20 protein-coding genes are annotated in these 18,337 nt (G+C 42.8%); 10 read left to right on the top strand and 10 right to left on the bottom strand.

Annotated elements, in window-relative coordinates; genetic code table 11:
* The first annotated feature begins 6 nt into the window (after positions 1-6).
* From ppc to OFY17_RS13225, 5 genes are all read left to right on the top strand, one after another.
* Positions 7-2,637, top strand: coding sequence for a phosphoenolpyruvate carboxylase (ppc, locus tag OFY17_RS13245; protein WP_263531213.1), 2,631 nt, complete (start codon positions 7-9; stop codon positions 2,635-2,637).
* 223 nt (positions 2,638-2,860) lie between these two features.
* Positions 2,861-3,517 (top strand): adenylate kinase, encoded by a 657-nt coding sequence (gene adk, locus OFY17_RS13240; protein WP_263531212.1) that lies wholly within the window; start codon positions 2,861-2,863, stop codon positions 3,515-3,517.
* A 7-nt stretch (positions 3,518-3,524) separates the two neighbouring features.
* Positions 3,525-4,232 (top strand): tRNA (adenosine(37)-N6)-threonylcarbamoyltransferase complex dimerization subunit type 1 TsaB, encoded by a 708-nt coding sequence (tsaB, locus tag OFY17_RS13235; RefSeq protein ID WP_263531211.1) that lies wholly within the window; start codon positions 3,525-3,527, stop codon positions 4,230-4,232.
* Between the two features lie 3 nt (positions 4,233-4,235).
* Positions 4,236-5,036, top strand: a complete 801-nt coding sequence (locus OFY17_RS13230) for an undecaprenyl-diphosphate phosphatase (RefSeq protein ID WP_263531210.1) — start codon at positions 4,236-4,238, stop codon at positions 5,034-5,036.
* Positions 5,037-5,116: 80 nt separating this feature from the next.
* Entirely contained in the window at positions 5,117-5,905 is a 789-nt protein-coding gene (locus tag OFY17_RS13225; protein WP_263531209.1) for a class I SAM-dependent methyltransferase, read from the top strand.
* Between the two features lie 16 nt (positions 5,906-5,921).
* Here the strand turns inward: OFY17_RS13225 and OFY17_RS13220 are convergent, their stop codons facing one another.
* Positions 5,922-6,134 (bottom strand): SlyX family protein, encoded by a 213-nt coding sequence (locus tag OFY17_RS13220; protein WP_263531208.1) that lies wholly within the window; start codon positions 6,132-6,134, stop codon positions 5,922-5,924.
* A 273-nt stretch (positions 6,135-6,407) separates the two neighbouring features.
* On the opposite strand from OFY17_RS13220, the gene OFY17_RS14880 reads away from it, so the two are divergent.
* Complete coding sequence (locus OFY17_RS14880) at positions 6,408-6,872, top strand: cold-shock protein (protein ID WP_318013692.1); 465 nt, start codon at positions 6,408-6,410, stop codon at positions 6,870-6,872.
* Between the two features lie 24 nt (positions 6,873-6,896).
* Complete coding sequence (gene tpx / locus OFY17_RS13210; protein ID WP_263531207.1) at positions 6,897-7,394, top strand: thiol peroxidase; 498 nt, start codon at positions 6,897-6,899, stop codon at positions 7,392-7,394.
* 80 nt (positions 7,395-7,474) lie between these two features.
* Here the strand turns inward: tpx and panD are convergent, their stop codons facing one another.
* Genes panD through dapE form a run of 4 tightly spaced genes read right to left on the bottom strand, consistent with a single transcriptional unit; the run spans position 7,475 to position 9,711 of the window.
* Positions 7,475-7,855 carry an aspartate 1-decarboxylase gene (gene panD, locus OFY17_RS13205; RefSeq protein ID WP_263531206.1) on the bottom strand — a complete coding sequence of 127 codons (381 nt, stop codon included), beginning with the start codon at positions 7,853-7,855 and terminating at the stop codon, positions 7,475-7,477.
* A 52-nt stretch (positions 7,856-7,907) separates the two neighbouring features.
* Positions 7,908-8,282, bottom strand: a complete 375-nt coding sequence (locus OFY17_RS13200; protein WP_263531205.1) for a hypothetical protein — start codon at positions 8,280-8,282, stop codon at positions 7,908-7,910.
* A 3-nt stretch (positions 8,283-8,285) separates the two neighbouring features.
* Positions 8,286-8,549, bottom strand: coding sequence for a hypothetical protein (locus OFY17_RS13195; RefSeq protein ID WP_263531204.1), 264 nt, complete (start codon positions 8,547-8,549; stop codon positions 8,286-8,288).
* Between the two features lie 16 nt (positions 8,550-8,565).
* Positions 8,566-9,711, bottom strand: a complete 1,146-nt coding sequence (gene dapE, locus OFY17_RS13190; protein ID WP_263531203.1) for a succinyl-diaminopimelate desuccinylase — start codon at positions 9,709-9,711, stop codon at positions 8,566-8,568.
* A gap of 75 nt (positions 9,712-9,786) precedes the next feature.
* On the opposite strand from dapE, the gene OFY17_RS13185 reads away from it, so the two are divergent.
* Entirely contained in the window at positions 9,787-9,987 is a 201-nt protein-coding gene (locus OFY17_RS13185) for a hypothetical protein (protein WP_263531202.1), read from the top strand.
* Here the strand turns inward: OFY17_RS13185 and OFY17_RS13180 are convergent.
* From OFY17_RS13180 to map, 5 genes are all read right to left on the bottom strand, one after another.
* The gene (locus OFY17_RS13180; RefSeq protein WP_263531201.1) at positions 9,984-10,328 is read right to left on the bottom strand and encodes an ArsC family reductase; all 345 of its coding nucleotides are present in this window, start codon (positions 10,326-10,328) and stop codon (positions 9,984-9,986) included. The two genes, OFY17_RS13185 and OFY17_RS13180, sit on opposite strands and share 4 nt — an antisense overlap.
* A gap of 70 nt (positions 10,329-10,398) precedes the next feature.
* A complete protein-coding gene (dapD, locus tag OFY17_RS13175; RefSeq protein ID WP_263531200.1) occupies positions 10,399-11,433 on the bottom strand; it encodes a 2,3,4,5-tetrahydropyridine-2,6-dicarboxylate N-succinyltransferase in 1,035 nt (344 codons plus the stop codon).
* A 41-nt stretch (positions 11,434-11,474) separates the two neighbouring features.
* On the bottom strand, positions 11,475-12,665 hold the full coding sequence (dapC, locus tag OFY17_RS13170; RefSeq protein ID WP_263531199.1) for a succinyldiaminopimelate transaminase: 1,191 nt from the start codon (positions 12,663-12,665) through the stop codon (positions 11,475-11,477).
* A gap of 3 nt (positions 12,666-12,668) precedes the next feature.
* Positions 12,669-15,356, bottom strand: coding sequence for a [protein-PII] uridylyltransferase (gene glnD / locus OFY17_RS13165; RefSeq protein ID WP_263531198.1), 2,688 nt, complete (start codon positions 15,354-15,356; stop codon positions 12,669-12,671).
* 59 nt (positions 15,357-15,415) lie between these two features.
* A complete protein-coding gene (gene map, locus OFY17_RS13160; RefSeq protein WP_263531197.1) occupies positions 15,416-16,273 on the bottom strand; it encodes a type I methionyl aminopeptidase in 858 nt (285 codons plus the stop codon).
* A gap of 321 nt (positions 16,274-16,594) precedes the next feature.
* On the opposite strand from map, the gene rpsB reads away from it, so the two are divergent.
* Together rpsB and tsf are read left to right on the top strand one after the other, a co-directional pair.
* On the top strand, positions 16,595-17,329 hold the full coding sequence (rpsB, locus tag OFY17_RS13155; RefSeq protein ID WP_263531196.1) for a 30S ribosomal protein S2: 735 nt from the start codon (positions 16,595-16,597) through the stop codon (positions 17,327-17,329).
* A gap of 82 nt (positions 17,330-17,411) precedes the next feature.
* A complete protein-coding gene (gene tsf / locus OFY17_RS13150; protein ID WP_263531195.1) occupies positions 17,412-18,272 on the top strand; it encodes a translation elongation factor Ts in 861 nt (286 codons plus the stop codon).
* Positions 18,273-18,337: the final 65 nt, after the last annotated feature.

Below are 18,337 nucleotides of genomic sequence, written 5' to 3'. Positions count from 1 at the left end.
AGAGATGTGAGTGATCGTCAAGCGTCATTACGCGAAAATGTTAGGTTGCTGGGAGATTGTCTCGGCGAAAGCATGAGTAACCACTTAGGTGAAGACTTCTTAGAAAAAGTTGAAAATATCCGCATGCTTGCTAAAGATGGCCGTCAGACAGGTGATTCAACTGCACTAATTGAGGCATTAGAGTCACTCGAAGACAAAGAAATCGTTTCTGTCGCCAGAGCCTTTAATCAATTCTTAAATCTTTCCAATATCGCCGAGCAGTATCATAGGGTCCACCGTCGTAGAACCAATGAAAGTCTAGGTATCTATCAAAACCCAATCGGAGATTTGCTTGAGCGTTTAGCTGAGAAAAACTTCACCTCAGAACAAATGATCGAATCATTAAAAACTCAATCCATAGAATTAGTACTCACCGCTCACCCAACAGAAGTTGTGCGCCGTTCTTTGATTCGAAAATACGACAACATTTCCAGTGAGTTAGAAGCGCTAGACAAGGACAATATCCTTCCACTAGAGGAAGCCAAGCATATTCGTCGCCTTAAAGAGATCATCACTCAAGCATGGCATACGGACGAAATTCGTGAAGAAAGACCGACTCCTGTAGATGAAGCGAAATGGGGTTTTGCTGTTATCGAGCAGTCATTATGGCAAGCGGTTCCGCGTTTCTTCCGTCAGTTAGATGAACAGTTTAGCTCGCATGCAGGGGCAGAGCATTTACCTCTTGATCTGGCACCGATTCGCTTTGCGACTTGGATGGGGGGAGACCGAGACGGTAATCCGAATGTCACTCACACTGTTACCAAAGAAGTTGCTTTATTAGCTCGTTGGATGGCTGCAGATTTATACATCAAAGATCTAGAAGTCTTGCGTGCCGAGTTCTCAATGACCCAATGTAATGACGCTCTGCGGGCTCGTATTGGCAACAGCACTCAGCCATATCGTGATGTTATTCGTCAGTTAGAGAAGAAAATGCTGGCCACGAAAAATTGGGCGAAAGCCTGTATCGATGGCCAGCCCGTCAAAGAGGAAGAGATTTTCCTCAATATTGAAGAGTTTATTGCAGACTTACAGCTTTGTTATCAATCCCTATTGGATTGCGGAATGAAGGTTATTGCCAATGGTTTATTGCTGGATTTAATACGCTGTGCTGCGACCTTTGGTATGACCCTAGTTCGTTTAGACGTTCGTCAAGATGCTGGTCGTCATATTGACGCTCTATCCGAAGTAACACGTTTTTATGGATTAGGTGATTATGCAGAATGGGATGAGGCTTCTCGACAAGCGTTCTTGTTAACCGAGTTAAACTCCAAACGTCCATTCTTACCAGAAGAGTGGTCTCCGACACCAGAGGCAAAAGAGGTTCTAGATACCTTTAAAATGATTGCCAATGGTCATCAAGATTCATTTGGTTCCTATGTGATTTCTATGGCTAGCTCGCCTTCTGACGTACTTGCTGTAGCCTTGATGCTGAAGAAGTCAGGGGTTAATTTCCCTATGCGCATAGTGCCTTTGTTTGAAACCCTAGCAGACTTGGATAACGCTGAGCCGACAATAGAGCAGCTGTTCTCTATTCCTTGGTATAAGGCCTATATTAATGGCCGCCAAGAAGTTATGATCGGTTATTCTGATTCTGCTAAAGATGCGGGACAGATTGCGGCGACATGGGGGCAGTATCGTGCTCAAGAAGCACTAACACGTCTATGTAAGAAGCATGAAGTACATCTAACATTGTTCCATGGTCGTGGTGGTACAGTTGGTCGCGGTGGTGGTCCAGCTCACGTTGCCATATTGTCGCAACCACCCGGTTCGGTGAATGGTGCAATACGTGTCACAGAACAAGGTGAAATGATTCGTTTCAAATTTGGTATTCCAGATATTGCGGTACGATCTTTAGAGCTTTATTGTTCCGCAGTTATGGAAGCTTCATTAATGCCAGCTGAACTGCCTAAAGAAGAATGGCGTGCCATTATGGATGAGATGGCCGAAGTTGGGATGAATCAATACCGTTCGATTGTTCGAGGCCATGAAGACTTCGTGCCTTACTTTAGAGCGACCACGCCTGAGCAAGAATTGGCCAAGTTACCTCTGGGATCTCGTCCTGCACGACGCCGTTCTGATGGTGGAGTGGAAAGCTTGCGGGCTATTCCTTGGATTTTTGCGTGGATGCAAATTCGTCTCATGTTGCCTGCATGGCTAGGGGCTGAGAGTGCGATAGAGCAAGCGGTTGAGTCCGGTAACTTAGAAAAGCTCCGTGAAATGCATAAAAAGTGGCCTTTCTTTGGCGCCTATCTAGATATGTTAGATATGGTACTAGCGAAAGCGGAACCTGCATTGTCAGAATACTATGAGAAACGTCTTGTCGATGAAGAATTGAAAGGGTTAGGGCGCCTACTTCGCAGTAAATTGAAGCAAGTCAGTGAACTTGTAAAAATGTTGAAGAAGCAGGAAAGATTAATCGAAGACAATAAAACCATTCGCCAGTCTATCGATGTACGTAACCCTTATATTGATCCATTGCATTACCTGCAAGCTGAGTTGCTCTACCGTAGTCGTAAAGACCCAGGCAATGCGGAAGTGAATAAGGCTCTCATGATTACCATGGCGGGGATAGCAAGTGGTATGCAAAATACCGGATAGTATTAGCGAGCGTTAAAAATATATACTATAGACTTATTTCCATTAAAAAATGGAGAGTAAATTTGCATAATGGTCGACTGCTTGGGTATGCTAGTCGGCCATTTATATTTTTAGTATGCAAACGATTTGTTTTACGTCCCATCTTAATGTCAGTCAGCGGTAATAAAGTTAGGGGCGGCGGTCAGTTTTGTGAATCAGTTAACGCTGTCATTGGAGATTTTTTATGCGAGTAATACTATTGGGTGCCCCAGGCGCAGGTAAAGGTACTCAGGCTCAGTTTATTACGGAAGAATTTGGAATTCCTCAGATATCGACAGGTGATATGTTGCGTGCGGCCGTTAAAGCACAAACGGAACTAGGCGTAAAAGCAAAAGCGGTAATGGATGCAGGTCAGTTAGTGTCTGATGACATCATTATCGGTTTAGTAAAAGAGCGTTTAACACAAGATGATTGTGCGAATGGCGCTTTGTTTGATGGTTTCCCTCGTACGCTTCCTCAAGCGGATGCACTGAAAGATGCCGGTGTAGCAATTGATTTTGTTGTTGAAATTGATGTGGCTGATGAAGAAATCGTTAAGCGTATGAGCGGTCGTCGTGTCCATGAAGCCTCTGGTCGTACTTACCATGTTGTTTACAATCCACCAAAAGTGGAAGGTAAAGACGACGCAACAGGTGAAGAACTTGTGCAGCGCGTGGACGATTCTGAAGAAACGGTACGTAAACGCCTAGGTGTTTACCATGATCAAACAGCACCATTAATTGGCTATTATCAGGATTGGTTAAAAGCAGATGCTGCAACGGCACCTAAATTTGTAAAAGTGAATGGTGTTGGGGATTTGAACCAGATTAAAGAAAGTCTTCTTGCATCGCTAAAGGCCTAAGTTTCCTATGGCGAAAATTTTAGCATTGGATACATCAACGCCAGCTTGTTCAGTGGCGTTGAATATTGACGGCGTTGTATTGGAAGATTTTCGTATAGCGCCTCGTCTGCATAATGATTTGATTCTGCCTATGGTGGATCAGATTCTTTCCCAAGCAAGTCTAACGCTTACAGGCCTTGATGCTATTGCATTTGGTCGTGGTCCCGGTTCTTTTACAGGGTTGCGTATCAGTGCTGGCGTTGTGCAAGGTTTGGCTTATGGTGCCGATTTACCTGTCGTTCCAGTTTCTACTCTAGAAGCGCTTGCTCTAGAAGCATTTCAAAAGACGGGTAATAACCATTGGCTTTCTGCTTTAGATGCTCGTATGGGAGAAATCTATCTTGGTGGTTATCATGTGAATAAAGTGGATGGCCAATATCTAATAGAGTCTTTACTAAAAGAGCAGGTAGTTAAACCTGAAGCCTTGTCTGCTTTTGATGTGAACTTTTCTGGTGTCGGTTCAGGTTGGTGCTATGAAGATACTTTAAGTGCCTTGCTTGATTCTCCACCAACACATGTTTTATCCGATTTAGCTCCTAGGGCGGCTTGTATTGCTGAGTTAGCCGCTTCGTCTTTTGAAAAAGGCGAATATGTTTCCTCGTATGAAGCCATACCTATCTATTTAAGAGATGAAATTACGTGGGAGAAACAAGCGCCACGTGTAGGGAAACGCTAAAGAATGTTGTGGTATCAAATTGTGTTTTTAGCCCTTATACAAGGGTTAACAGAATTTCTCCCAATTTCCAGTTCAGCTCACCTCATTCTGCCAGCGCAATTATTGGATTGGCAGGATCAGGGACTGGCATTTGATGTGGCTGTACACATTGGCAGCTTGGTGGCTATTGTCGCCTATTTCTATAAAGATTTAGTGAAGATTACCATTGCTTGGTGCGTATCATTAAAACAACGACGATCTTCAGAAGACAGCCGTCTAGCGTGGTGGGTGGTAATAGCGACTATCCCTGCATGTGCTGCTGGCTTACTCTTTAATGATTTCATTAGTACTCATTTACGTTCGATAGAAGTGATAGGTTATACGACGATAGGCTTTGGTGTTTTGCTCTGGTGGGCGGATCACTATGGTACTTCTTTGAAAAGTGAGCGGGACCTTGGTATCAAAAGTGTGCTTTATATAGGTTTTGCTCAAGCACTTGCTCTTATTCCGGGTACATCACGCTCAGGTATTACTATGACCATGGGACGTTTTTTAGGTTTTAGTCGAGAATCAGCCGCTCGTTTTTCATTCCTTTTATCAATCCCTTTGATACTTGCTGCAGGTAGCGTCAAATTTCTGGAGTTGCTTTCATCAAATATTACCATTGATTGGATGAGTATTATTGCTGGTGTTGTTTTATCAGCGATTAGTGCTTATGCCTGCATCTTTTTATTTTTAAAGTGGTTAAACCGAATCGGCTTTTTTCCTTTCTTTGTTTACCGACTTATTTTGGGTTCAGTATTACTGCTCATGGTCTATTTATAAAAAGATTTAGATGTTGGTATTAAATTACTGATAAATTTGGTCCCATAAAATGTTCGTTTAATTCTTTCTCGGAGAATTTTTTGACACACTCTTTAGCCGTTTCTACAACTGATGCTTATTTTGACAAGCCGTCTCGTGATCTTGCCTCGCAGCTGAATTTACCCTTTTATAGACTGCAATCTGCTATTAAGTTTGTGAAAGAATATGACTACTTATTATTAGTCACAGCGGAAGGAATTGGTGTTGCTAAGACAGGAAAGGGAGCGCCCAAGCCTGTTTATGTGGACTTTACATCAGGTGCAGTTGATCACCGTAGAAAATTTGGTGGTGGCAAAGGCCAAGATATCGCTAAAGCTGTTGGTCTAAATAAGCGTGCCAACCTCTCTGTCTTAGACGCTACAGCTGGCTTAGGTCGAGACGCTTTTGTGCTTACCTGCTTAGGCTGTTCGGTTGCTATGTGTGAGCGCGTAGGCTTTGTACGAGCCATGTTAGAAGATGGGCTGGCTAGGGCCTCTTTACATCATGAAGTGAAAGATATCGTTTCTAGTATGAATTTACTGGGTTCAGATATTCGAAAAATCGAGAGTGATGAGCAGTTTGATGTGGTTTTCTTAGATCCTATGTACCCACATATGGAGAAGTCATCGGCAGCATCTAAAAAAGAAATGACTTTTTTTAGAGATCTAGTTGGAAAAGATACAGACGCGGATGAACTATTGAGTCGGGCTCAGCAACTGGCTCGCTATAGAGTCGTCGTTAAGCGTCCTAAAAGTGCGCCTTTTTTGAATGATCAAGAACCTACCTATACTTTGGAAGGGAAGTCGGGGCGCTTTGATGTGTATGTTGTAAAGTCCTTAGATTCAGCCTAAATAAGCCTATATCCTCTTAGTAGTGAGGAGGCTTTTCACCTTCATGTATACTCTGTTGTTGTCTATATGACTCCAATTGTTTGCTCATTAAACTAAATTTTTCCGTCATTAATAATATGTCTTTTTGCTGGCGTATTAGAGCCTGATTTAAGCTGTCTATTGTATCTTCTTGAAATTGTAATTTGATTTCTAGCTCGTCTATACGTTGATCAATGTCTGAGGTATTCATATATGCCTTCTATATGTTAATCTTAATGGGCTAAGCTCTAGTTTAATTATATTGCTACATTTTTAAGGCTTGAATATTGGCCATGAAAGTAAAGAGTGGACGACGTAGGTTTGTTTTGAATAATGACATTTTACTACTATCCTCCCTAGCTTCATATGATAATTTAGAAAGGGTTTGGTAAATATATTTATATACTTAGTTACTACAAAGAAGTCGTTTTTAAAAGAGACTTCATTTTTCCGTTAATCATAATTTAATAAGAGATATAGAGTGATGAATGACCATAATGATAATACTTCATATGATCAGGAAGCGGCTCCCGCTCCTGGTTTTTTCTCCCTACGTACATTTGTTGTTAGTGTAATTATTGCCTTAATCGCGCCGCTTCTTCTAGCTAGTGTTTTGAAACAAGATATTGCGATGAACTTCCTAATTTACTTCGGCTTCTTCTTCGTGTCTGTATATGTCGGCGCTATGGTAAGCCAAGCTAGTTTTTCTGTTGGTGGTTCAGATGCAGAAGAAGATGATGATCGTGAGCAAGGTACCGTTAAGTGGTTCAACTCTTCAAAAGGTTTTGGCTTTTTAACAATGGAAAATGGCGATGATGTTTTTGTACATTACCGCGCAATTCGTGGTCGTGGCCGCCGTTTCCTAGTAGAAGGTCAAGTAGTTCGCTTTTACGTTACTGAAGGCGAAAAAGGTAAGCAAGCCGAGAATGTTTCGATTATTCGTGGTTAAGTTAATTAATATGAGAGGTTTTCCATGTCTACTGTGACATTAAAAGGTACACCGTTTGAAACCATAGGTTCATTACCAGCAGTCGGTGCTCCTGCGCCAGACTTTGAGCTCGTTAAAACAGATTTGTCTGTTGCTAGCTTAGCTGATTTCAGCGGTTCAAAATTAGTTTTAAATATTTTTCCATCTGTTGATACGCCAACTTGTGCTGCATCTGTTCGTAAATTTAACGAATCTGCGGCATCACTAAAAGGTGTTAGCGTATTATGTGTGTCTGCAGATTTGCCGTTTGCCGCTGCGCGTTTCTGCGGCGCTGAAGGCATCGACCATGTAGATACAGGTTCAAGCTTTCGTTCAAACTTTGGTCTAGATTATGGTTTAGCTTTTGAAAATGGCCCTTTGAAAGGGCTGTTGTCTCGCGCTGTTGTTGTTGTAGATGAGTCTGGAACTGTGATCTATACAGAGCAGGTTGCTGAAACAGCTGACGAGCCTAACTATGATGCGGCTTTATCTGTATTAGCATAATCTAGTGAGACGCTAAAAATCGGGATATAAAAAAAGCCAGCATGAAAGCTGGCTTTTTTGTGTCTGGTGCTTTCGAAAGTTTAGTCTTTCTGTACAGGAATAGTATTGGTTGTGCGTTCAACACTATTGTCTTTATTTAGGTAGACTAGTTTCGGATCGAATGAATCCGCTTCTGACTCATCCATTTGACCATATGCAGCAATAATCACTCTATCGCCAACTTGTACTTTGCGTGCTGCTGCACCATTCATCGAAATAGTGCCTGAGCCAGACTCAGCAAGAATAACGTAGGTATGGAAACGCTCGCCATTGTCGACGTTGTAAATATCTATTTTTTCAAACTCTCTAAAGCCGGCTAATTCTACAAGGTCTTTATCAATGGCACATGAACCGTCATACCAAAGCTCAGCTTGGGTAACGCTTGCCATATGAAGTTTGCCTTTAAGAAGTGTAATTTGCATGTCTAAATTCTCTGTTAATGTTTGTAGCTAATCGATTGCTTTCCGCTCTTAGCTATTTCCAAATAAAAGGGCCTTCACCCTTAGTGTTTATGCGCCACCATTGGTCTGGATCTTGATCCGCTTCTTCTTCCCATCCTTGTAGATTGCAGCGTATCTCACAATTGAGATAGGCAAACGCTTGTTTTGCACAGTCGGCGTCATTTTCCCAAGGAGTCTTATCTGAGTCAAACCAAATGGAAGTAAAAGCTTTACCAGCGGCCTGCTCTAAGAGGGTGATTTCTATTTCGTGATCATTAAAAATACCGATGAGCTTAGTGCAAAGCTTGCTTTGATTTATTTTATCCTTAATTGTAAAAATGCTTTCAAGCCAGCCAATAGTTTTCTCAGTTGGGCAGGACAATGTATAAATCTCTATATCCGTTTGCACTGCTTAATCCTTCTTTTTAATCATATGGTAGATTCTAAAAACACTCATTGACAGATAGCCAATGAGTGCCAAAAAGAGACCGCATGCAGCAATAATGGAGCCTGCTAATGCGATGATCTCTCTTATAAGGGAATCTTCGATGACACGATCGGCCACCATCAACATCAAGGCGCCAAAGAAAAATATCAACCCACCCTGAATTAGTTTAATCAGGGCTAGGGTTGGGTTTTTCCCTAATTTCATAGCAAGCTTGTGCAGGAATTCCATTACGAAGTCGTCTTTGTTAAGCCTTGTCAGTAAATAAATTTTCTAGAATTCGAGTATAAATTGTAGAAAGTTTCGTTAAGCTGTCAGCATCTACACATTCGTTTATTTGGTGAATGGTAGCATTGATAGGACCAAGCTCAACTACCTGAGTTCCCATCTTGGCAATAAAGCGACCATCCGATGTACCGCCAGAGGTCGATAGCTCAGGAGTAATGTCTACAGTTTCTTCAACGGCTGAGACAATGGCATCCACTAATTCGCCTGGGCGAGTAAGGAAAGGTAAGCCGTTATAGGTCCATTCAATGTCGTATTTCAAATCATGCTTTTCAAGAACTTCGAGTATGCGAGCTTTAATCGCATCAAAGTCCAACTCTGAAGAGAAGCGTAGATTAAACTGAGCTTGTAAAGTGCCCGGTACAACGTTTGTAGCTCCTGTGCCTGCTTGAATATTAGAGATTTGAAAGCTGGTAGGAGGGAAAAAGTCGTTACCATTATCCCAGTGTGTTGTTGATAACTCTGCAAGCACTGGTGCGGCTAAATGAATTGGGTTCACCGCTAAGTGAGGGTAGGCGACGTGGCCTTGTTTACCGTAAATTGTTAAGTCACCGCTAAATGAGCCACGGCGGCCATTTTTGATTATGTCACCGAGTGTTTTTGTACTTGATGGCTCACCGACGATACACCAATCTACTTTTTCGTTGCGTTCCATCAGGGTGTCAACAACACGTGTTGTACCATCGACAAATGGACCTTCTTCATCGCTGGTAATTAGAAAAGAGATTTGCCCTTCATGGTCAGGGTTAGCGCCTATAAAGTCTTCGACTGCTGTGATCATAGCGGCTAGGCTGCCTTTCATGTCAGCTGCACCACGACCATATAACATGCCATCAATGATTTCAGGTTTGAAAGGGGGGACTTTCCACTCACTTTCAGGCCCTGTTGGTACCACATCAGTATGGCCTGCGAAACAAAGGTTTGGCCCTTTAGAGCCGCGTTTTGCATAAAAGTTTTTCACATCCCCAAAAGGCATAAGCTCAACTTCGAAGCCAAGAGCTTCTAATCTTTCTATCATAAGATCTTGGCAGCCAGCGTCTTCGGGTGTAACGGAAGGGCGAGACATGAGGTCAATTGCTAATTCTATTGTTGGTGACAAGTCAGACATTCTTTACCTATGTGTTGTGGTTACTTTATAAAAGTTTCTGTTACTATAACAGCAGATTAATATAAAGGTGGGGTTATGAAAGTTGTTGTTTTGATCTTATTGGGCTTTATTACCATTGGCTGTACTATTGAGCAGCAATCCACTGTCGTTCAGGAGTCATTTTTTGTTCCTGTCATTCGTTCAGATGCTTCTTCATCAGGCTATACACCAAGTATTACACCGACAACTCAGCCACAAGAAGAAGGGCCACGTATTTATACGCCAGTGTTACGTTAAAGGAATATCTTAGCGTAATCTTCAGCTTTAAAGCCTAAGTGGATTTTATCCTTCGCTATGATTAGTGGGCGCTTTATCATAGAGGTTTGAGCAACGATTGTTTCTACTGCCAACTCGTCATTCATATTGCTTTTGGTTTCTTCATCCAGCTTGCGCCAAGTGGTGCCACGTTTATTGATCACATTTTCCCAACCAAGCTCTTGTATCCAGCTGGTCGCTGTAGACACATCTAGTCCTACTTTTTTATAGTCGTGAAAATGAAATTCAATGTTATTTTCTTCTAGCCAGCGAAAGGCTTTTTTCATCGTATCGCAGCTTTTAATGCCATAGATTTCTACCATGGTATTCTCCAGTTACAATCTAGTATTTAGGTAAAAAGCTCACCTTAGTAAGGTGAGCTCTTGTTATACCTTAGTTAGCGTGTAATGCGTCGTTTAATGCAATTGCCGTTTTGTTGGTTTTGCATTCAATGGCACCCGTTTCTGAGTTGCGGCGGAATAGTAGGTCTGATTGACCTGACAGTTCACGAGCTTTAACAGTAGAAACCAACTGATTATTTTCATCTAAAACAGCAACCTTAGAGCCTGCTGTAATGTATAGGCCTGATTCTACTGTGCAACGATCGCCAAGGCCGATACCAATACCTGCATTGGCACCGATTAGACATTTTTCGCCAACGCCGATAACAATATTACCGCCACCAGATAGTGTACCCATAGTAGAACAACCACCACCTAGATCAGAGCCATCACCTACGACAACACCAGCTGAAATACGGCCTTCTACCATGCTGACACCTAGTGTGCCGGCATTGAAGTTCACAAAGCCTTCGTGCATAACAGTTGTGCCTTCACCAAGGTGTGCGCCAAGACGAATGCGCGCTGCATCGCCGACACGAATGCCAGCAGGAACAACAAAGTTAAGCATTTTAGGGAATTTATCGACACTGAATACTTCGATGGTACGGCCAGCCATTCTTGCTGCAAGTTGGCGTTCTGCTAGTTCACGAACATCGATAGGGCCTTCGCTTGTCCATGCCGTATTGATAAGCAAACCAAACATGCCGTCTAATACTGTGCTGTGCGGTGCTAGGTTACGATGAGAGATAAGTTGCAGCTTTAAGTAAACTTCAGCAGGGTTACTTGGTGCTTCGTCGGTTGCTAGAACACAAAGCACAACAGGTTGAGTTGAAGCTTTAAGTTGTGACGCAAGCTCGGCTTGTTCAATATTTCCGGCTGTTAGCAGACTCATGTGTAAGCGGTTTAAATCGCTTTCGTCTAGTACTATGGTAGCGTTCCCACCTTCATAGTTAGTACTTTCTAAAATGGCATCCAAGGTGCTTTTTTCTGCACCTAGAATTGGCGCTGGGTAAAAAACTTCTAGCCAGTCACCTTCTTTGTTTTGAGTGCCAATACCAAAACCAAATGCAAAAATTGAATTGCTCATGTATTTCTCCGAGATGTATTAATAGAGATAGATTATTGTGTTTAGGCTTGTCTGCGTTGCAGAAAGGCCTTTATTCTTTTTGCCGCTTCGAGGCATTCCTGCTCTTCAGCCACTAATGCCATGCGAACGTGTTTGCTGCCTGGGTTTTCGCCGTTAACTACACGACCTAGGTAACTTCCTGGAAGTACTAAAACGGCTTCTTCTTGATACAGTGATGTACAAAACTCTTCGTCGGTCATGTCGACTTTAGGCCATAAATAAAAACCTGCTTCAGGCTTCTTTACATCCAAAACAGGAGAAAGAATGCTGAGAACCGATTCAAACTTACGGGCGTAAATGGCACGGTTTTGCTCTACATGGGCTTCATCGTTCCAAGCAGCAATAGAAGTAGCTTGATGGTGGGCTGGCATAGCGCAACCTTGATAAGTACGGTAAAGCAAAAATGGCTTCAATAGGCTAGCATCACCAGCAACAAAGCCAGAGCGTAGCCCAGGTAAATTAGAGCGTTTTGAAAGAGATTGAAAAATCAGGCAGTGCTTATAGCTTGAGTTTCCTAGTAGCTTACAGGCTTCCAATAAGCCTAAAGGTGGCTCATCAAAATAAATTTCTGAGTAGCACTCATCAGCCACAATTGTAAAATTGAACTGCTCTGCTTTCTTTAGCAGAAAGTCGTATTCTTCTAGGGTGGTGACAGTACCTGCTGGGTTGTTAGGAGAACAAACAAATACAATTTCACAGCGCTGCCAAATGTCATCACTAACGGCTTGGTAATCAATTTTATAACCAGCATTTGAGTCGCAAGGTAAAAAGTGACGCTCAGCACCAGCCAAAATACCAGCACCTTCGTAGATCTGGTAAAAAGGGTTCGGGCTAACAATCAGTGGCTGCTCTTTTCCACCTACCAAAGTTTGGGTGATGGCAAACAAGGCTTCCCGTGTACCAGAAACAGGTAGGATTTCTGTTTCTGGGTCGAGTGAATTAAGTTTGAAGCGCTTTACAGCCCAGTTACTGATGCTGCTTCTTAAGCTAAGTTCGCCCTTGGTGCCAGGGTATTTATTTACGCCAAGAATATTCTCTGATAACGCATCTAGAGCGACTTGAGGTGCATCGTGTTGCGGCTCACCAATGGTCAGTTTGATTAGTGGCTTCTCAGGGTTAGGAGTAATGCCTTCTAAAAGCTCTGCTAGCTTTTGAAATGGGTAAGGGTGTAAAGAGTTAATTAAAGGATTCATTGGTTAGTCCATAGCTTGCGAGAAACGGTCAATTTTCTCTTTTAAAAGTGTGCAGATTTCGTTCATACGGTCATCGTCAGAAATCAGGTCACCATTTTCTTCAGTGATATAAAAGGTGTCTTCTACTCTTTCGCCTAAAGTGGCGATTTTTGCTTTGTGCAGCATAATGCCGTTATTCACAAAGAATTGACTCACTAGGGCTAATAAGCCGGGGCGATCTGGGGCGATAACCTCTAATGCCGACCACACTTCTTCTGGCTGGCTGACAAAGTGAGCCTCTGCAGGAGAGGTAAACATTTTGAGGATTCGCGGCGTATGGCGTTGAATCATGCTCTCGTATAAAGAGGGTGTTTCCAGTTGCTCCATTAGTGTGTCACGAATGAAATCGATACGATCCTGATCTTGGTAGAGTGCATTGTCGTTACTATCCATAACCACAAAGCTATCTAGGCTGTAATCATTGTGTGTATTAAAGGTTTTGGCATCTAATACGGTCAAACCTAATTGTTCAAATATCGCAGTGGTAGCGGCAAAAAGGTGTTGGCTAATGGGTGTGTAAATGAATACCTTGCTGGCACCAGAAAAGTTTCTACCGCCCATTGGGGTAATAGCGATAAGGGGCTTCGAGTTGTCGCTATGGTTGAGTATGGCTTCCGTGTTCCAAGCAATTTCCCCGCCGTTGGAGCGAATAAAATATTCGTCTTCCATTTGTTCCCATAGTTCTTCGGCTTCCATTAGGTCTATGTTGCGTTCAACAATGATTTCTACTGCTCGCTGCTTGTGTTCATCGCTAATGGTCTCGGCGTCAATAGGTGAATCAAGGCCACGGCGCAATGCACGTCTTGTTTCTAAATAAAGTTGACGCATCAAAGATGCTCGCCAGCTGTTCCACATAGTTGGATTGGTGGCATTTATATCAGCTACAGTTAATAGGAATAAGTAGTCTAGATGCTCTTGGTCTTGAACAAAGTTGGCAAATTCCCAAATAACTTCGGGGTCAGAAATGTCTTTGCGTTGAGCGGTCACAGACATGATTAGGTGGTGCTTAACCAGCCAAACAATGAGGTTGGTGTCTTGCTTAGATAGTCCGTGTGATTCACAAAATATTTGCGCATCAACACACCCTAGCTCAGAGTGATCACCACCTCGCCCTTTTGCTATGTCATGGAAGAGTCCGGCAATGTAGAGTAATTCTACTTTGGCTATGTGACGTATTGTTTGAGAAGAAATTGGAAACTTCTGTTTTGACTCTGGTAATTGAAGGCGGCGCAGGTTTTCGATTAGCTGTAACGTGTGCGCATCCACTGTGTATATATGGAATAAATCATGTTGCATCTGACCAATAATGGCGCCAAATTCAGGAAGATAGCGACTTAGTACCCCTAGGTGCTTCATGGATCGCAAAATACTGGTGAGCCTGTATCGACTCGCCATAATATCGAGGAATAAATCTTTGTTAACTTTGTCGTTTTTAAAATTGTCGTCGATGAGGTCCAAGTTATCGCGTATCTGGCGCATGGTATGGGCGCGAATTTCTTTTACTTCCGCGTGAGTGCCAAGCAGAACATAGACCTCCAGAAGGCAAGAAGGTTGCTCTTGAAAAAGAGTAGCTGAACGGGCTTCAATTTTGCCATTAGCGACTTGGAATCTGTCATTGAGTATTTTCGGTGTTTCTATGCTTTCTTGTGATAAGAAAGATTCTTCGAAGTGTTGCAATAGTAAGTCGTTGAGCTGCTGTATTGAGGCAACACTTTGATAATAGCCTTGCATGAAGCGCTCGACGTTACGTTTTAGGTCGTCATCATCGTACCCAAATAGAGTAGCTAGAGTGCGTTGATGGTCGAAAAGAAGGCGATCTTCCTTGCGCTTGACGACCATATGTAAAGCCCAACGAATACGCCACAGGTGGCTTACTGCCCCTTTTAATTGCATGTACTCTTCTTCAGATAGGAAATCTTTGTCGATTAGCTCGCTGAGTCGGGATGTGTGAAGGTGGCGCTTAGCAACCCAATCTATTACCTGCATGTCCCTTAGGCCGCCTGGGCATTCTTTGAGGTTAGGTTCTAGGTTGTACGCCGTGTTTTGGTATTTGTTATGGCGTTGCTTTTGTTCTTCCAGCTTTGCTCGGTAAAATGCGTGACCATCCCACATTTCATCTATATTCGTTTTGCTGCTTAGCTCAGTAAGTAACTTATTGGGTCCTGCTAAGGTTCTCGACTCAATGAGGTTAGTGATGACGGTAATGTCTTGCTTTGCCATTTCTGCGCATTGGTCAATGGTTCTAACACTATGGCCTATGTCTAGATTGATGTCCCATAGAAAGGTGATGAATGCTTCAACCTTGTCTTTAGGTGCTGTCGCTTCATTTTCAATCAGTAAGAGAAGGTCTATATCGGATTTCGGGTGGAGTTCACCTCGGCCATAGCCGCCGACAGCGACTAGGCTGATATGTTGTTCATCACTAAGTCCTTTCATGACCCAAGCGGCTTGCAGCACCTCATCAAAGAAAGAAGACAGGCCTTTGACGAGTTTTTCGATTGGATATAGGTCATGAAAAAGTTCGTTGTATGCGTTTACTTTTTCATCAATGACTTCCTTGTAGCGCTTAATAGGGCAGCTTGATTGAGACAGCTCGTTTCTTTCTTCCGATGAAAGTAACGGTGGTGTATCAGGAAAAGCAGGGAAGTCCATGTTAGGGCCTCAGTGATTATTGTTGGTCAAAAAAACTAATGTTTTGAAGGTCTTCTTTGTTATGCGAAGCGAGCTTCTTCCGCTCGTCGAGTCAAGACTTCAACGCCGTCTGCTGTGACAAGGAGTGTGTGCTCATATTGGGCAGATAAACGACCATCTTTTGTTTTGGCGATCCAGTTGTCTGGGCCTGTGTGTTTTACTTGTCGTTTTCCGGCATTAATCATAGGTTCAATGGTGAATGTCATGCCTTCTTCCAAAACAAAGCCAGTACCTGCTTTGCCGTAATGGGCAACTTGTGGTTCGCCATGGAAGGTAGTGCCGATACCATGGCCACAATATTCTTCAACGACCGAATAGTGATTTTTGTGGGCGTAGGCCGAGATGGCAGCACCGATATCGCCCAATCGAACACCCGGTTTTACCATATCGATTGCTAGATATAGGCACTCTTGGGTTACTTTTGCTAAACGTTCTGCATGGGGGAGTGCAGGGCCTGCAAAAAACATACGGCTAGTATCACCATAGTAGCCGTCTTTTATAATGGTGATGTCAATGTTCACTACATCGCCTTTTTTCAAGGCTTTATCATTAGGGATACCGTGGCAGATAACATCGTTAACAGAGGTGCAGCAAGACTTGGGGAACCCGTGATAGTTTAGAGGTGCTGGAATGGAGCCTTGAACGCCTACAATGTAGTTATGGGCGATGATGTCCAGTTGGTCTGTAGTAACTCCAGGAACAACATACTCTTCTAGCATTTCTAAAACGTTAGCCGCCAGTTTTCCTGCGACTCTCATGCCTTCTATGTCACTAATGTCAGTGAATCGAGTTGCCGCAGTGCGTGGGGTTGCTTTTGGCACATCAAGGCGGCCATTTTTAGTCAGTTCTTCAACTTTCTGCAGGATGTCGTTACTCATAATATCGTGTCTTTGAAATGGTAAATAATTTAATTGCGCATATTCTACATGATTTGCTAGTTAGAATCCCAATCTCGGTAGTAAAAACTTTTCTACGGGATGTGTAAAAAGCATGTTTAAGTCTTTTGGTTTGCTAGTGAATATGGTATAAAACGCCCGCTCAAACAGGTATCTATCTGTAATGAGTAAATTTATTAAATCAACGATCTTGTCGCAATACATAAAAGTGTCTGGGGTGTCTTAGGTTGCTTTAAACCTTGTTTGACTGACGCTTTTAGCTGGCAAGCTTAAAAATAACCCAAAAACATAAAGGATAGTAAAATGCCTACAGTTTCTATGCGCGACCTTTTACAGGTTGGCTCACACTTTGGTCACCAAACTCGTTACTGGAATCCAAAAATGAAGCCTTTCATTTTTGGCGCTCGTAACAAGATTCATATCATCAACCTTGAGCACACAGTTCCAGCTCTTAACAGCGCTTTAGAGCTTGTTAAAAAAATGGCTGAGAACAAAAATAAGGTTTTGTTTGTTGGTACTAAGCGTGCTGCGTCTAAAACGATTAAAGAGCAAGCACTTCGTGCTGGTATGCCTTTCGTAAACCACCGTTGGTTAGGTGGTATGTTGACAAACTACAAAACTATTCGTGCTTCTATCAAGCGTCTTCGTGACCTTGAAAAGCAAATGACGGATGGAACTTTTGAAAAGATCACTAAAAAAGAAGCTTTGATGCGTACACGTGAGCTTGAGAAACTTGAGCTTTCAATCGGTGGTATCAAGGATATGGGCGGTCTTCCAGATGTATTGTTTGTTGTTGACGTTGATCACGAGCGTATTGCTATTAAAGAAGCAAACAAATTAGGTATCCCTGTTATCGGTATCGTTGATACTAACAGTGATCCAGATGGAATCGATTACGTTATTCCTGCAAACGACGATGCGATTCGTGCTGTACAGTTGTATGTTTCTGCATTTGCAGATGCTGCACTAGAAGGTCGCAGTGCGACTGCTGGTACTGCAGACGAGTTCGTTGAAGTAAGCGAAGCAACTGAAGCGTAAGCAAGCCTAAAGGTTTGTTTCGGTTTCTAAAGGGAGGTGTGTCACCTCCTTTTTTAAATTTGAATTGTGAAGAGGATTTAACATGGCCGCAGTATCTGCAGCATTGGTAAAAGAGCTACGTGAGCGTACTGGCTTAGGCATGATGGAGTGTAAGAAAGCACTTGTCGCTGCTAACGCTGACGTTGAAGTAGCAATTGAAGAGCTTCGTAAAACAAGTGGTATGAAAGCAGCTAAGAAAGCTGGTCGTACTGCTGCTGAAGGTACCATCATCATGCGAGTAGCAGATGATGCTTCTTATGGTATGTTGGTTGAAGTAAACTCAGAAACTGATTTCGCATCTCGTGATGAAGGTTTTGTTGCTTTCGCAAATAAAGTTGCAGACGTTGCTTTTGAAACAAAAGAAACTGACATGGCTACTTTGTTGGCAGGTGAACTTGGTGATGCTCGTGAAGCCTTAGTTCAGAAAATTGGCGAAAACATCACTCCTCGTCGTGCTGTTATCGTAGAAGGCGCTCTTGTGAGTGGTTACCTTCACGGAAACGGTCAGATTGCAGTATTGACTCAGTTGGAAGGTGGTTCTGAAGAACTAGCTAAAGATGTGTCTATGCATGTAGCAGCCGTTGCGCCACAAGTTGTTCGTGGTGATGACATGCCTGCTGATGTACTTGCTAAAGAAGAAGAGATTGTTCGTGCTCAGCCTGATATGGCTGGTAAGCCAGCAGAAATCGTTGATAAAATGATTGTTGGTCGCATGAAGAAATTCTTGGCTGAAAACAGCCTAGTAGAACAGCCTTTTGTTAAGAACCCAGAAGTTAAAGTTGGTCAGTTAGTTAAAGACGCTGGTGCAACGGTTACTTCTTTTGTTCGCCTTGAAGTAGGTGAAGGTATCGAAGTCGAAGAAGTTGACTTTGCTGCTGAAGTGGCGGCACAACTTAAAGGTTAATCTTTAAGTTCGATGTCTTGCACAATGAAGGGGCAGCTTGACTGCCCCTTTTTGTGAGAGAAAAT

The sequence above is a fragment of the Marinomonas sargassi genome (assembly GCF_025716875.1).
GTDB classification, from domain to species: domain Bacteria; phylum Pseudomonadota; class Gammaproteobacteria; order Pseudomonadales; family Marinomonadaceae; genus Marinomonas; species Marinomonas sargassi.
The sequence above is the reverse complement of the archived record's forward strand: the minus strand, read 5'-3'. Positions and strand labels throughout refer to the sequence as shown.